General features: G+C 73.5%; 12 protein-coding genes. 7 read left to right on the top strand and 5 right to left on the bottom strand.

What is annotated here, in order from left to right; translation table 11 throughout:
* Nucleotides 1-132: 132 nt before the first annotated feature.
* Nucleotides 133-651 (bottom strand): ATP-binding protein, encoded by a 519-nt coding sequence (locus tag AB0424_RS14975; protein ID WP_366305390.1) that lies wholly within the window; start codon nt 649-651, stop codon nt 133-135.
* A gap of 282 nt (nt 652-933) precedes the next feature.
* On the opposite strand from AB0424_RS14975, the gene AB0424_RS14970 reads away from it, so the two are divergent.
* The 3 genes from AB0424_RS14970 (at nt 934) to AB0424_RS14960 (ending at nt 4,662) form a co-directional block, all read left to right on the top strand.
* Nucleotides 934-1,761, top strand: coding sequence for an enoyl-CoA hydratase family protein (locus AB0424_RS14970; protein ID WP_366305388.1), 828 nt, complete (start codon nt 934-936; stop codon nt 1,759-1,761).
* A 2-nt stretch (nt 1,762-1,763) separates the two neighbouring features.
* On the top strand, nt 1,764-4,091 hold the full coding sequence (locus tag AB0424_RS14965) for a bifunctional salicylyl-CoA 5-hydroxylase/oxidoreductase (protein WP_366305386.1): 2,328 nt from the start codon (nt 1,764-1,766) through the stop codon (nt 4,089-4,091).
* Nucleotides 4,092-4,167: 76 nt separating this feature from the next.
* Nucleotides 4,168-4,662, top strand: a complete 495-nt coding sequence (locus AB0424_RS14960) for an anthrone oxygenase family protein (protein WP_366305384.1) — start codon at nt 4,168-4,170, stop codon at nt 4,660-4,662.
* On the opposite strand, the gene AB0424_RS14955 is transcribed toward AB0424_RS14960, so the two are convergent.
* The 3 genes from AB0424_RS14955 to AB0424_RS14945 form a co-directional block, all read right to left on the bottom strand.
* The gene (locus AB0424_RS14955) at nt 4,659-5,006 is read right to left on the bottom strand and encodes a hypothetical protein (protein ID WP_366305382.1); all 348 of its coding nucleotides are present in this window, start codon (nt 5,004-5,006) and stop codon (nt 4,659-4,661) included. The two genes, AB0424_RS14960 and AB0424_RS14955, sit on opposite strands and share 4 nt — an antisense overlap.
* A gap of 128 nt (nt 5,007-5,134) precedes the next feature.
* Nucleotides 5,135-5,944 (bottom strand): PaaX family transcriptional regulator C-terminal domain-containing protein, encoded by an 810-nt coding sequence (locus tag AB0424_RS14950; RefSeq protein WP_366305380.1) that lies wholly within the window; start codon nt 5,942-5,944, stop codon nt 5,135-5,137.
* A 46-nt stretch (nt 5,945-5,990) separates the two neighbouring features.
* Entirely contained in the window at nt 5,991-7,613 is a 1,623-nt protein-coding gene (locus tag AB0424_RS14945; RefSeq protein WP_366305379.1) for an AMP-binding protein, read from the bottom strand.
* A gap of 138 nt (nt 7,614-7,751) precedes the next feature.
* Here AB0424_RS14945 and AB0424_RS14940 point away from each other — a divergent pair, with 138 nt between their 5' ends.
* The 4 genes from AB0424_RS14940 to AB0424_RS14925 all read left to right on the top strand — a co-directional run bounded on the left by AB0424_RS14940 (nt 7,752) and on the right by AB0424_RS14925 (nt 13,047).
* Nucleotides 7,752-8,951, top strand: a complete 1,200-nt coding sequence (locus tag AB0424_RS14940; RefSeq protein WP_366305377.1) for an acyl-CoA dehydrogenase family protein — start codon at nt 7,752-7,754, stop codon at nt 8,949-8,951.
* A complete protein-coding gene (locus AB0424_RS14935) occupies nt 8,948-9,361 on the top strand; it encodes a RidA family protein (RefSeq protein WP_366305375.1) in 414 nt (137 codons plus the stop codon). The genes AB0424_RS14940 and AB0424_RS14935 overlap by 4 nt, the downstream gene beginning before the upstream one ends.
* A gap of 91 nt (nt 9,362-9,452) precedes the next feature.
* Nucleotides 9,453-11,006: an MFS transporter gene (locus AB0424_RS14930; protein ID WP_366305373.1), complete on the top strand. Its 1,554-nt coding sequence runs from the start codon at nt 9,453-9,455 to the stop codon at nt 11,004-11,006.
* A gap of 103 nt (nt 11,007-11,109) precedes the next feature.
* On the top strand, nt 11,110-13,047 hold the full coding sequence (locus AB0424_RS14925) for a PA14 domain-containing protein (protein ID WP_366305371.1): 1,938 nt from the start codon (nt 11,110-11,112) through the stop codon (nt 13,045-13,047).
* A gap of 83 nt (nt 13,048-13,130) precedes the next feature.
* Here AB0424_RS14925 and AB0424_RS14920 read toward each other — a convergent pair whose 3' ends face one another.
* Nucleotides 13,131-14,660 (bottom strand): UDP-N-acetylglucosamine 1-carboxyvinyltransferase, encoded by a 1,530-nt coding sequence (locus tag AB0424_RS14920; protein ID WP_366305369.1) that lies wholly within the window; start codon nt 14,658-14,660, stop codon nt 13,131-13,133.
* Nucleotides 14,661-14,697 lie beyond the last annotated feature (37 nt).

Raw genomic sequence — 14,697 nt, 5'->3', positions numbered from 1 at the left:
GAGCGGGCCGGATCCCCGGAGAGTCCGCGGGGCGCTCCCGGTCGGCTTGCCGTGCCCCCGTGCTTCCTCCGCGTGTCAGCACTCCCTGTGCATGTCAGGACTCCCTGCGCGTGCCAGGGCCCCCTCCGTGTGTCAGGACTCCCTGCGCTGGGCCGGTATCGACGGGAGCGTGAACCACACGGCCTTGCCGTGCTCGGTGGGCCGGTGTCCGCAGTCGCTACTGAGGGCCCGGATCAGCAGCAGGCCGCGGCCGTGCTCCTGCCAGGGGTCCACCCCGACCTCCGGGTCCGGGCAGGCGAGCCGGCCGGGCGGGGCGGGTTCGGAGTCGTGGACCTCGACCTGGCAGCCGCCGGGCCCCGCGAGCAGTTCCACGACGAGTTCGATGGGCCCGAGGCCCGCGGTGTGCTCGACGGCGTTGGCGACCAGCTCGGCGGTGAGCAGCTCGGCCGTGTCGCCGTCGGGGCGTCCGGCGCCGGGACCGAGGTCGTCGAGCGCGGTACGGATCAGGGCGCGGGCGAGCGGTACGGCGGCGGTCGTGTGGGGCAGCCGGACGCGCCAGGTGGTGGGTGCGGGCCCCGGCGCCCCGGACCCGGCGCCGGGGCGGCCGGCGTCGGCGGGTCCTGGAACGGCGGGGCCGGTGGGGTCGGGCATGGGGGCGGGCTCCCTTCGCCGGGCGGGCGGACATGGGGCAGGTGTGCGCGTTCCGTTCTGATGCGTGCTGTCTGAAACATCCAGAAATGAAACATCCCGATATGAAACGTTAGGACGCGGGGCACCCCTTTCCCAGGGCACCCCTCCCTCGCTTCCGGGGACTTCCGTCACCAGGGTGCGGGGACCTTGTCGGCCCAGGGCTCCCTCTCCCTGTATCGCGTACTCGTGACGACAGTCACAGTATGGTGATACCCTCCGAACGGAGGAAGGAGGCCGTTCCGAATGAGCCCCTTTACCGGCTCCGCGACCCGCACCCCCCGCTGGCGGCACCTGCGCCTGGAGATCGACCGGGGCGTCGCGACCGTGACCCTCGCCCGCCCGGAGAAACTCAACGCCCTCACCTTCGGGGCCTACGCCGACCTGCGCGACCTGCTCGCCGAGCTCTCCCGCGAGCGGACCGTCCGCGCCCTCGTCCTCGGCGGCGAGGGCCGCGGCTTCTGCTCGGGCGGCGACGTCGACGAGATCATCGGCGCCACCCTCGCCCTCGACACCGCGGCCCTCCTCGACTTCAACCGGATGACCGGCCAGGTCGTCCGGGCCCTGCGCGAATGCCCGTTCCCCGTCGTCGCCGCCCTGCACGGCGTCGCGGCCGGCGCCGGAGCCGTCCTCGCCCTCGCCGCCGACTTCCGCGTCGCCGACCCCACAACCCGCTTCGCCTTCCTCTTCACCCGGGTGGGCCTCTCCGGCGGCGACATGGGAGCCGCCTACCTGTTGCCCCGGGTCGTCGGCCTCGGCCACGCCACCCGGATCCTCATGCTCGGCGAAGCCGTCCACGCCGCCGAGGCCGAGCGCATCGGCCTGCTCGGCGAGCTGACCGAGGAGGGCGCCGCCGACTCCCGCGCCGCCGACCTCGCCCGGCGCCTCGCCGACGGACCCGCCCTCGCCCTCGCCCAGACCAAGGCATTGCTCACCGCCGAACTCGACATGCCGCTCGCCGCCTCGGTCGAGCTCGACGCGGCCACCCAGGCGCTCCTGATGCACGGCGAGGACTACGCCGAGTTCCACGCCGCCTTCACCGCGAAGCGCCCCCCGAAATGGCAGGGCCGCTAGCCATGGCGCGCCCCCCGGACACCGGCCCGACCGCCTCCCGCGTGGCCGTCGTCGGCGGCGGTCCCGGCGGGCTGTACGCCGCCGCGCTGCTCAAGCGGCTCGACCCGCGCCGGGAGGTCACCGTCTGGGAGCGGAACGCGCCCTCCGACACCTTCGGCTTCGGCGTGGTCCTCTCCGACGAGACCCTCGGCGGCATCCGGGACGCCGACCCCGCCGTGTACGAGGCGCTGCGGCGCGAACTGGTCCGCTGGGACGACATCGACGTCGTCCACCGCGGCCACCGCACCACCTCCACCGGCCACGGCTTCGCCGCCCTCGGCCGCAGCCGGCTCCTGGAGCTGCTGCACGCCCGCTGCACCGAACTCGGGGTACGGCTCCGCTTCCGCTCCGAGGCGCCGCCCCCCGACGAACTCGCCGCCGCCCACGACCTGGTCATCGCCGCCGACGGCGTCCACAGCCGCACCCGGGAGGCGTACGCCGACCACTTCCGGCCCCGCGTCACCACCCACCGCTGCCGCTACATCTGGCTCGCCGTCGACTTCCCCTTCGACGCCTTCCGCTTCGAGATCGCCGAGACCGAGCACGGCGTGATGCAGCTCCACGCCTACCCCTACGCCCGCCGGGAACCCGCCCGCCAGGAACCCGCCCGCCGGGAGCACCCCGACGGCAGCTCCACCGTCATCGTCGAGATGCGCGAGGAGGTCTGGCGCGCCGCCGGGTTCCACGAACTCGACGAGGCCGAGTCCACCGCCCGCTGCGCCAAGATCTTCGCCGAGGCGCTCGGCGCCCGCGAGCTGCGCTCCCACCGCTCCGCCTGGACCGCCTTCCGCACCGTCGTCAACGAACGCTGGTCGTACGGCAACACCGTCCTCATCGGCGACGCCGCCCACACCGCGCACTTCTCGATCGGCTCCGGCACCAAACTGGCCGTCGAGGACGCCCTCGCCCTCGCCGACCGGCTCACCGCGCATGCCACCCTGCCCGCGGCCCTCGCCGCCTACGAGGCCGAGCGCAGACCCGTCGTGGAGTCCACCCAGCGCGCCGCCGCCGCCAGCCTCCGCTGGTTCGAGGAACTCGCCGACCACGTCGACCGGCCGCCCCGCCTCTTCGCCTTCGACCTGCTCACCCGCAGCCGCCGCGTCACCCACGCCAACCTGCGGCTGCGCGACCCCGCCTTCACCGACACCGTCGAACGCGACTTCGGCTGCCCGCCCGGCACCCCGCCGATGTTCACCCCGCTCCGGCTGCGCGGACTCACCCTGCGCAACCGCGTCGTCGTCTCGCCCATGGACCTGTACGTCGCCGAGGACGGCGTCCCCGGCGACTTCCACCTCGTCCACCTGGGCGCCAGGGCCCTCGGCGGCGCCGCACTGGTCATGACCGAGATGGTCTGCGTCAGCTCCCAGGGCCGCATCACCCCCGGATGCTCCGGACTCTGGAACGACGAACAGGCCCGGGCCTGGACCAGGATCACCGCCTTCGTCCACGCCCAGGCACCCGGCACGGCGCTCGGGGTGCAGCTCGGCCACTCCGGCCGCAAGGGTTCCACCCGCCGCATGTGGGAGGGGATCGACCAGCCTCTGCCCGACGGCAACTGGCCGCTCGTCGCCGCCTCCCCCCTCCCGTACCGCCCCGGCGTCAACCAGACCCCCCGAGCCCTGGACCGCGCCGGACTCACCGCCGTACGCGAGGAGTTCACCGCCGCGGCCCGCCGCGCCGCCCGCTGCGACTTCGACCTCCTCGAACTGCACTGCGCCCACGGCTACCTGCTCTCCGGCTTCCTCTCCCCGCTCACCAACCACCGCACCGACGCCTACGGAGGCTCCCCCGAGGCCCGCCTCCGCTTCCCGCTCGAAGTCTTCGACGCGGTACGGGAGGTGTGGCCCGACGACCGCCCGATGACCGTCCGCATCTCGGCCACCGACTGGGCCGAGGGAGGCAACACCGCCGAGGACGCCGTCACCATCGCCCGCGCCTTCGCCGCCCACGGCGCCGACGCCGTCGACGTCTCCACCGGCCAGGTCGTGCCCGACGAGACCCCGGCCTACGGCCGCTCCTACCAGACCCCCTACGCCGACCGCATCCGCGCCGCCGTCGGCGTCCCCGTCGTCGCCGTCGGCGCCATCTCCTCCTGGGACGACGTCAACTCCCTCCTGCTCGCGGGCCGCGCCGACCTCTGCGCCCTCGCCCGCCCCCACCTCTACGAGCCGCACTGGACCCTCCACGCCGCCGCCGAGCAGGGCTACGAGGGCCCGGCCGCCCCCTGGCCCGCGCCCTACCGCGCCGGCAGCCGCCGGCCCCCGACGGGCCGCAAGGACCAGACCGGCTGACCGCCCTGGACGCCCGCGTATGCGGCTGCGACGCGGGAGCATGGGCCCCGCGGCCCCCGCGCTCTTGAATGGGGACATGACACAGAACACGGGAGAGAAGGGCGCCGGGGCGGTCCTCGGCGCGGCGACGGCGGCCACCGGCATCCTGGCGGGGGTGTGGTTCGCGTACGTCTGCTCGGTGATGCCGGCGCTGGCCAGGAGCGACGACCGCGTCTACGTCGAGGTGATGCGGAACGTCAACGACGTGATCCAGAACCCGCTCTTCTTCGCCCCGTTCCTCGGGGCGCCGCTCCTCGCCGCCGTGGCCGCCTGGCAGCACCGCGCCGGCCGCGCGCGGATCTGGACCCTCGCCGCCCTCGTGCTCGCCGTGGCGGTCTTCCTCGTCACCGCCGCCGTCAGCGTCCCCCTCAACGACGCCCTCGCCGCCGCCCACGACCCCACCGCCGCCCGCGCCGCCTTCGAAGGCCCCTGGGTCGCCTGGAACGCGGTCCGCGCCCTCCTCACCACCGCCGGCCTCCTCTGCCTGCTCCGGGCCGGCACGGTGCGCCGCAGCGTCCAGGCCGCCGCCTAGACCTCCACGCGGGCCGCGCGGGGCAGCCGCCCCTCGTACGCGCAGGAGGCCACCGCCCCGAAACCGGCGCCCCAGAGGGCTTCCAGGATGTCCGCCATGGTGGCGATCACGTCGTCCTGCGAGGCTCCGGGCCGCGACGTGCAGGCGAGGACCGTGGACCACGGGTCGACGCCGGTGGCGTCCTCCCGGCCGGTCTCCCGCTCGTCGCGTACGGATTGGACGGACATCGCCGCGAAGCACACCGCGTCCGGACCGGTTCGGACGCCTCCCGGGGTGCCGGACAGGGTGCTGAGCAGCCGCGACGGGGATCCCGTGGTGACGTAGACGTTGCAGCAGAGATCCATCGCTTCTACTCCTCCTCCGGCACCACGATGAACACCTGAAGAACGCATCAACCCAACAGCCGCACATATGACTTTGGCAAGGGTGACGCCGAGAAGGATCCCGAGTCCGTCAGGTCGTCAAACCGTCGTCAGACCCCGGTCACGTACTCCGCGCCCCGGTCGCGCAGCAGTTCGTGCAGCGCGGCGAAGACCTCTGCCGAGCGGCGGCCGGGCCAGTCGTCGGGGAGGAGCTCCGCCGGCAGGACGGGGTCGGCGTAGGGCAGCCGGCGCCAGGAGTCGAGGGCGAGGAGGTAGGCGCGGTAGGCGTCCTCGGCGCCGCCGGGGGCGGTGCGCCAGGCGTGCAGGACCGGTTCGTGGACCGCCAGGAACTCCTCGTGGAGGTGGGCGATGGACGGCAGGTCCCACCAGCGGGCCACCGCCTCGGCCGTCGCGGCGTAGCCGAGGTGGTCGCCGCGGAAGAGGTCGACGTAGGGGGAGAGGCCGAGTCGCTCCAGGGTGTTGCGGGTCTCCTCGTACAGCCGCGCGGGCGCGATCCAGACGCCGGGGGCGGCCGTGCCGAAGCCCAGCCGGGCGAGCCGGGAGCGCAGCAGGTGCCGCTTGTGGCGCTCGGCCTCCGGCACCGAGAAGACGGCCAGGACCCAGCCCTCGGAGAGCTTGGGCTCGGTGCGGGCGTAGATCCGGCGGTCGCCGTCGTCCAGCAGCCGCCGCGCGTCCTCGGACAGGGCGTACCCGGCCGCCCCGTCGGCCGTCCGCGCCGGCAGCAGCAGCCCGCGCCGCTTCAGCCGCGACACCGAGGAGCGCACCGAGGGCGCGTCCACGCCGACGGCCGCCAGCAGCCGGATGACCCCGGCCACCGGCATCGGCGCCCCGTCGGGCGCCCGTCCGTACGCGCCGTAGAGGGAGACGATCAGGGAACGGGGGGTGTGCTGCTCGGCCACGCGATCACTCTAGGGGGTCTCTTGTCGGTCGGGCCGGTCAGGCCGGTCAGACCAGGTCGCGGAGCCGGAAGCGCTGGAGTTTGCCGGTGGCGGTGCGGGGGAGCGCGTCGAGGAAGACGACCTCCCGGGGGGATTTGTACGGGGCGAGGCGGGCGCGGACGAAGGCCCGCAGGGCGGCGGCGGTGCTCGCGTCGCGCGGCACCCCGTCGCGTACGACCGTGTAGGCCACCACGACCTGGCCGCGCAGGTCGTCGGGGCGGCCCACCACCGCCGTCTCCACCACGTCGGGGTGGTCGAGGAGCACCTCCTCGACCTGTGGCCCGGCGATGTTGTACCCGGCCGAGATGATCATGTCGTCGGCGCGCGAGACGTAGCGGAAGTAGCCGTCGGGTTCGCGGACGTAGGTGTCGCCCGTGACGTTCCAGCCGTTCCGTACGTACTCCGACTGGCGTGGGTCGGCCAGATAGCGGCAGCCCACCGGGCCGCGGACGGCGAGCAGCCCCTCGGTGCCGTCGGGGACGCCGTGGCCGTCCCGGTCGACGACCCTGGCCTGCCAGCCGGGCACCGGGCGGCCGGTGGTGCCGGGGCGGATGTCGCCGTCGGCGGCGGCGATGAAGATGTGCAGCAGTTCGGTGGCGCCGATGCCGTTGATCAGGCGCAGGCCGGTCCGCCCGTACCAGGCCCGCCAGGTCGCCTCCGGCAGGTTCTCGCCGGCGGAGACGCAGCGGCGCAGCGAACCGACGTCGTGGGCGCCGTCGCCGGTCAGCTCGTCGAGCATGACGCGGTAGGCGGTGGGGGCGGTGAAGAGCACGGTGGCGCGATGGCGTTCGATCGCCGCGAGGAGCTGCTTGGGGCCGGCCTGGGAGAGCAGGACCGCGCTCGCCCCGGCGCGCAGCGGGAAGACGACGAGGCCGCCGAGGCCGAAGGTGAAGGCGAGCGGCGGCGAGCCGACGAAGACGTCGTCGGGGCGGGGGCGCAGCACCTGGGCGGAGAAGGTGTCGGCGACGGCGAGGACGTCCCGGTGGAAGTGGACGCAGCCCTTGGGGCGCCCGGTGGTGCCGGAGGTGAAGGCGATCAGGGCCACGTCGTCGGCGGCCGTGGCGACGGCTTCGTAGGGGCCGGTGTGGCGGGCGGCGAGGGCCAGCAGGTCGTCGGGTTCCGTTCCGCCGAACGGGGTGACGCGCAGCCCTGGTATCCCGGCCTGGAGGAGCTGGTCGAGGGAGTCGGCGTCGCAGAGGGCGTGGGTGCAGCGGGCGGCCTCCGCCATGACGGCCAGCTCGGGGGCGCGCTGCTGGGCCAGGACGGTGACGGCGACGCCGCCCGCCTTCATCACGGCGAGCCAGCAGGCGGCCAGCCAGGGGGTGGTGGGGCCGCGCAGGAGGACCCGGTTGCCGGGTGCGACCCGCAGGTCGGAAGTGAGGACGTGGGCGATGCGGTCGACCCGGTCCTTGAGCTCCCCGTAGCTCCAGACCGTGCCGTCGCCGTCGTGGAAGGCGGGCCGGTCCGCGCCGAAGCGCTCCGTCGTGCGGTCGAGGAGTTCGGCCCCGCAGTTGAGCCGGTCGGGGTAGGCGAGCTCCGGCAGGTCGAAGAGGAGACGCGGCCACCGGTCCGGCGGCGGCAGCCCGTCGCGGGCGAAGGTGTCGAGGTGGGCCGAGGGTGTCAGCTCCATGAGTCCGTCCCCCTGTCGTGGTGGGGTCGCGCGACGCCCCACGAGCGTATCGTGTTGGTGACGACAGTCAACGGTTCGCGACAAGGGCGCCGGTCGGCGCAGGGACGAAGACGCCCGAGGGCGTCAGAGAGGGCCCACATGCCCGCATTCTCGCTCGATCCGGAACAGATCACCTGGTGTGCGGAGCTCCGCACCCTCGCCGCCGAACGCCTGAAGCCCCTCGCGGAGAAGGGCGAACCCGGCCGGGTCAACCGCCCCCTGGTCGCCGCCCTGGGCGAGCTCGGCCTCCTCGCCCGCGTCTTCGACGCCGGCGCCCTGGACCTCTGCCTGCTGCGCGAATCACTCGCCCGCACCTGCACCGAGGCCGAGACCGCCCTGGCCCTCCAGGGCCTCGGCGGCCACCCCGTCGCCGCCTTCGGCAGCCCCGCCCAGCGCGCCCGCTGGCTCCCCGAGGTCGCCGCCGGACGGGCCGTCGCCGCCTTCGCCCTGTCCGAGCCCGGCGCCGGCTCCGACGCCGCCGCCCTCGCCCTCGACGCCGTCCCCGACGGACGCGGCGGCTGGCACCTCCACGGCGAGAAGCGGTGGATCTCCAACGCCCCGGAGGCCGACTTCGCCACCGTCTTCGCCCGCACCACCCCCGGCGCGGGCGCCCGCGGCGTCACCGCGTTCCTCGTCCCCGCCGACCGTCCCGGCCTCGGCGGCGAGCCCCTCGACATGCTCGCCCCGCACGCCCTCGGCACGCTCACCTTCGACGGCGTCCCCGTGGGCCCCGGCGACCTCCTCGGCGCACCCGACGCCGGCTTCCGGGTCGCCATGAACACCCTCAACCTCTTCCGCCCCAGCGTCGGCGCCTTCGCCGTCGGCATGGCCCAGGCCGCCCTCGACGCGACCCTCGCCCACACCGCCGCCCGCCCCGCCTTCGGCGGCGTCCTCGCCGACCTCCAGGCCGTCTCCCACCGCGTCGCCGAGATGGCCACCCGCACCGAGGCCGCCCGCCTCCTGGTCTACGCGGCCGCCACCGCGTACGACGAGGGCGACCCCGACGTGCCCCGGCGCTCCGCCATGGCCAAACTCCTCGCCACCGAGACCGCCCAGTACGTCGTCGACGCCGCCGTCCAACTCCACGGCGCCGCCGCCCTCCAACGCGGCCACCTCCTCGAACACCTCTACCGCGAGGTCCGCGCGCCCCGGATCTACGAAGGCGCCACCGAGGTCCAGCGCACGATCATCGCCAAGGAGCTGTACGCGTCCCGCAGGGAGGACCATGGGAGAGGGGCGCCCGGTGCCGCACCGCACCGCGCCGCCGCACCCCGTACGGAGGAGGTCACGTCCTCATGAGCCTGCACCGCCACAACCCCGCCGAACTCGCCCCGCCCGCCGGGTTCACGCACGCGGTCACCGCCACGGGGACCCGGTTCGTCTTCCTCGCCGGGCAGACCGCCCTCGACACCGCGGGGAAGGTCGTGGGGGACACCCTCCCCGAGCAGTTCACCGTCGCGCTCGCCAACCTCCTGACCGCCCTGCGGCACGCCGGCGGCACCCCCGCCGACCTCGCCCGCGTCACCGTCTACACCACCGACGTCGACGAGTACCGCGAACACGCCGTCGAACTGGGCCGCGTATGGCGCCGATTGGCGGGCCGCGACTACCCCGCGATGGCGGTCATCGGGGTCGTACGCCTCTGGGACGAGCAGGCGCGCGTCGAACTCGACGGCTTCGCAGTCCTGGACGAGCCCGCCCACGCTTGATCAACTGGTGACCCGTACGGGCCGGGCTTAGTGTCGAAAGGTGGACTGACCGGCCCACGGCTCACTCACCAGGCGAGGCACGAGGCGCCCAATGAGTACACCCAAGCCGACGACTCCGGCACAGACCGCCACTCCGAGGAAGGGCGGCGACGGCAAGGGCATCGCCCTGTTCGTCATCGCGTCCTGCCAGCTGATGGTGGTCCTCGACATCACGATCGTGAACATCGCGCTCCCGCACATCCAGAGCGCCCTGCACTTCTCCACGACCAGCCTGTCCTGGGTCGTCAACGCCTACACGCTCACCTTCGGCGGCCTGCTGCTCCTCGGCGGCCGCGCCGGTGACATCCTGGGCCGGCGGCGCGTCTTCATCTTCGGCGTCCTGCTCTTCGGACTCGCCTCCCTCTTCTGCGGACTGGCCCAGAGCGAGTGGCAACTCCTGGGCGCCCGGGCACTCCAGGGCGTCGGCGGCGCCATCGCGTCGCCGACCTCGCTCTCCCTCATCACCACCACGTTCGACGAAGGCCCGGAGCGCAACCGGGCCTTCGGCGTCTTCGCCGGCGTCTCGGCCGGCGGCGGCGCGATCGGCCTGGTGGCCGGCGGCATGCTCGTCCAGTGGCTCGACTGGCGCTGGATCTTCTTCGTCAACGTCCCGATCGCCCTGGTGATCGCCTTCCTGACGCCGCGTCACGTCAAGGAGTCCGAGCGCCACCCCGGCCACTTCGACCTCGCCGGCGCGCTCACCTCGACCCTGGGCATGGTCGCCCTGGTGTACGGCTTCATCCGGGCCGCGCAGGAAGGCTGGAGCGATCCCTACACGATCGGCTCGTTCGTCGCCGCCGTCGTCCTCCTGGCCGCGTTCATCCTGATCGAACGGCGCTCCCAGCAGCCCATCACGCCCCTGCACATGTTCGCCGACCGCAACCGCTCGGGCACCTACGTCATCATGCTCTGCCTGGCGGCGGCCATCTTCGGGATGTTCTTCTTCCTCACCCTGTTCGTGCAACAGGTGCTGGGCTTCAGCCCCCTGACCACGGGTCTGGCGTTCCTGCCGGTCAGCGCCATCATCGGCGTCGGCGCCGGCCTCACGTCCAACCTGCTGCCCCGGTACGGCCCCAAACCCTTCATGGTCACGGGCTCGATCCTCGCCGCGGCCGGCCTGTCCTGGCTGACCCTCACCGACGTGGACTCCACCTACCTGGGCAGCATCCTCGGGCCCATCCTCGTCTTCGGCCTCGGCATGGGCCTGATGTTCGTCTCGCTCACCATCATGGCCCTCTCCAACGTCGAGCCGAGGGAGTCGGGCGCCGCCTCCGGCCTGCTCAACGCCATGCAGCAGGTCGGCGGTTCGCTCGGCCTCTCCATCCTCGTCACCGTCTTCGGCACCGCCAGCCGCAACGAGGCCGACGTCCAGGTCCCCGCCTTCCTCGCCCAGGCCGGCCCCCTGGAGAAGGCCCAGTTCGCCCAGACCGGCCAGCTCCCCCCGCCCTACGCCGACCAGGTCCTCACCTCCGGCGTCTCCGCCGGCTTCGTCACCGCCGCCGTCTTCGCCGTCGTCGGTGCCCTCGTCGCCATCTTCGTCATCAAGGTCCGCCAGTCGGACATCGACCGCCTCAAGGGCGGCGTGGGCGTGATGCCGGGCGGCTGACCGGTGGAAACCCGCCCCGCTCGCCGTACAACCCCGGACCCTTCCCGACGGTCTTGCTCTCGCCTGTCGCACGACACGCAAGGATCAGGACCGAAGGATCGCATTGAGAACTGCCCGACAGACCACGGTGGCCGCCACCGTGGTCCTCGCCGCGGCCGGCGGACTCCTCGCCACCGCTCCCACGGCCTCCGCCGCGGTGACCTGTGCCGCCCCGCTCTTCAAGCGGGAGTACTTCGCCAACACCACCCTCACCGGCACCCCCAAGCGGACCGACTGCGACAGCGCCGTCAACGAGCACTGGACCGGCGCCCCCGCCTACGGCCTGCCCCGTGACCGGTTCGGCGTCCGCTGGACCGTCACCCGCGACTTCGGCTCCGGCGGCCCCTTCACCCTGTCGGTCGCGGCCCGCGACGGCGTCCGCGTCTACCTGGACGGCGTACGGAAGTACAGCGCCTGGAGCGACCTCGCCACCGCCCGCAAGGGGGCAGTGAACCTCACCGTCCCCCAGGGCCGCCACACGCTCCGGGTCGACTTCGTGAACTGGACCGGCGCGGCCGACGTCGCCTTCTCCTACCTGCCCCGCACCGCGGCCGCCGTCGACAGGGTCAAGCCGCTCGCCCCCACCGCCGCGACCGTCTCCCACGACCGCGCCACCGGCCGGACCAGGATCTCCTGGGCGCGGAACAAGGAGATGGACCTCGCCGGATACCGGGTCTACCGGCGCCTGTCCGGGCAGGCGTTCCCCGCCCGTCCGCTGGTGGCCGTGACCGGTCTCACCCACACCGACGCGACCCCCGCGACCGGCCAGACCTTCCTGTACGAGGTCCGCGCCGTCGACCGCGCGAACAACGAGTCCCCCGGTACCGCCGACCTCGCCGTCGCCACCGTCGACCGGACCCCGCCGGGCGCGCCGACCGGAGTCACGGCGACCGTCGGCGCCGGAGCGGTCGACGTCCGCTGGCAGCCGGTGGCCGGGGCGACGAGCTACCGCGTCGTCCGCGCGGCGGCCCCGACCGGCCCCTGGACCACGGCCGTCGACAGCGTCACCGGCACCGCCCGCCAGGACACCGCCGTCGACATCCGGCAGCAGTGGTACTACCGGGTCGCCGCGCGTGACGCCGCCGGCAACCTCTCCGCGGCCTCCGCCACCGGCACCACCGGCGTCCCGGACACCACCGCGCCCGAGCCCGTCACCTCCCTCGCGGCGACCGGCACCACGGCCGGCAACCGCGTCACGTGGGCGGCCTCGGCCTCCACCGACACCGTGGGGTACGAGGTGTTCGCGGCCCCGGCCGGCGAGACCGACCAGGACGGCCCCGAGTTCGTGACCGGGACGGCCCTCCACGACGCCCTGGCGACGGCCGGCACCGCGACGGTGTACCGCGTCGGCGCCGTCGACGCCTACGGCAACGTCTCGCCCGCCGAGTCCGTGACCGTCACCCGCCCCGCACCCGCCGACGTCCCGGTCCCGGCCTCGGTCACCGGCGTGCCGGAGGACGACGGCAACCACCTGGCCTTCACCCTGCCGGAGGCCGCCGACGCCGGCCCGGCGAGCGGCCACCGCGTCTACCGCCGCACCGCCGCCTCCCCCCTCTGGACCGCCGTCGACTCCCCGGACGCCGAACCCGGCACCGCCACCGACCGCACGGCCCCCCTCGGCCGGGCCACCTACTACGTGGTCGCCCTGAACGCGGCGGGGGAGGAGGGCGCCCCCTCCGCCACCGTCGACGTCGTCCGCGAAGCCCCGGTCCTCACCGCCCCGCTGAGTGCCCCTCGGCTGACCGTCGTCCAGGACGTCCGCATCGCCGTCAAGGTCGACGTCCAGCCCGCCCTCGCCGACCTCGGCAAGGGCGTCAGCGGCTACCGCTGGCGCTTCAGCTGCGTCTCCGGCACCTGGCAGACCAGCCTCGGCGAGACCGTCCGGATCCAGCAGTACGTGCCGAGCGCGGGCCCCTGCACCCTCGACGTCCTCGCCCTCGGCCACTACGGCACCGCCACCGACTCCGTCCCCGCCTCCACCGACTTCTTCTTCACCCGCTGACCCCGGCCCCACCCGCACCGACGGCCCCGCCACCCCCACGAGGGGGCGACGGGGCCGTCGGCGTACGGGACTCCGGTGCGTGCTCAGATGTCCCGGAAGATCTCGATCTGGGCGCCGATCGAGTTGAGGCGCTCGGCGAGGTCCTCGTAGCCGCGGTTGATGACGTAGACGTTGCGGAGGACGGAGGTGCCCTCGGCGGCCATCATCGCCAGGAGGACGACCACCGCCGGCCGGAGGGCCGGGGGGCACATCATCTCGGCGGCGCGCCAGCGGGTGGGGCCTTCGACCAGGACGCGGTGGGGGTCGAGGAGCTGGAGGCGGCCGCCGAGGCGGTTGAGGTCGGTGAGGTAGATGGCGCGGTTGTCGTAGACCCAGTCGTGGATGAGGGTCTTGCCCTGGGCGGTGGCCGCGATGGCGGCGAAGAAGGGCACGTTGTCGATGTTGAGGCCGGGGAACGGCATCGGGTGGATCTTGTCGATCGGCGCCTCCAGCTTGGAGGGGCGGACCGTCAGGTCGACCAGGCGGGTGCGGCCGTTGTCGGCGGCGTACTCGGCCGAGCGGTCGTGGTCGAGGCCCATCTCCTCCAGGACGGCGAGCTCGATCTCCATGAACTCGATGGGGACGCGGCGGATCGTCAGTTCGGACTCGGTGACGACGGCGGCGGCGAGCAGGCTCATCGCCTCGACCGGGTCCTCGGAGGGGGAGTAGTCGACGTCGACGTCGATCTGGGGCACGCCGTGGACGGTCAGGGTGGTGCTGCCGATGCCGTCGACCCGGACGCCGAGGGCCTCCAGGAAGAAGCACAGGTCCTGGACCATGTAGTTGGAGGAGGCGTTGCGGATGACCGTCACGCCGTCGTGGCGGGCGGCCGCGAGCAGGGCGTTCTCGGTGACCGTGTCCCCGCGCTCGGTCAGGACGATCGGGCGGTCGGGGGAGGCGGAGCGCTCGACCTGGGCGTGGTAGATGCCCTCGGTGGCGGTGACGTCCAGGCCGAAGCGGCGCAGGGCGATCATGTGCGGCTCGATCGTGCGCGTGCCGAGGTCGCAGCCGCCGGCGTACGGCAGCTTGAAGCGGTCCATGCGGTGCAGCAGCGGGCCGAGGAACATGATGATCGAGCGGGTGCGGATCGCGGCCTCGGCGTCGATGGACTCCATGTCCAGCTCGGCGGGCGGCACGATCTCCAGGTCGACCCCTTCGTTGATCCAGCGGGTGCGCACGCCGATGGAGTTGAGGACCTCCAGGAGCCGGAAGACCTCCTCGATGCGGGCGACCCGGCGCAGGACCGTACGGCCCTTGTTGAGGAGCGAGGCGCAGAGCAGCGCGACACAGGCGTTCTTGCTCGTCTTGACGTCGATGGCGCCGGAGAGCCGGCGGCGGCCGACGACGCGGAGGTGCATGGGGCCGGCGTAGCCCAGGGACACGATCTCGCTGTCGAGGGCCTCGCCGATCCGGGCGATCATCTCAAGGCTGATGTTCTGGTTGCCGCGCTCGATCCGGTTGACGGCGCTCTGGCTCGTGGCCAGCGCTTCGGCAAGCTGCGTCTGTGTCCAGCCGCGGTGCTGCCGGGCGTCACGGATGAGCTTGCCGATGCGTACGAGGTAGTCGTCTGCCATGGCGTCACGTTATCTCAGATATGAGATGTGACCCGTC

The sequence above is a fragment of the Streptomyces sp. NPDC051180 genome, from assembly GCF_040689545.1.
GTDB lineage: Bacteria > Actinomycetota > Actinomycetes > Streptomycetales > Streptomycetaceae > Streptomyces.
This window is presented reverse-complemented; position numbering and strand designations above follow the sequence as displayed.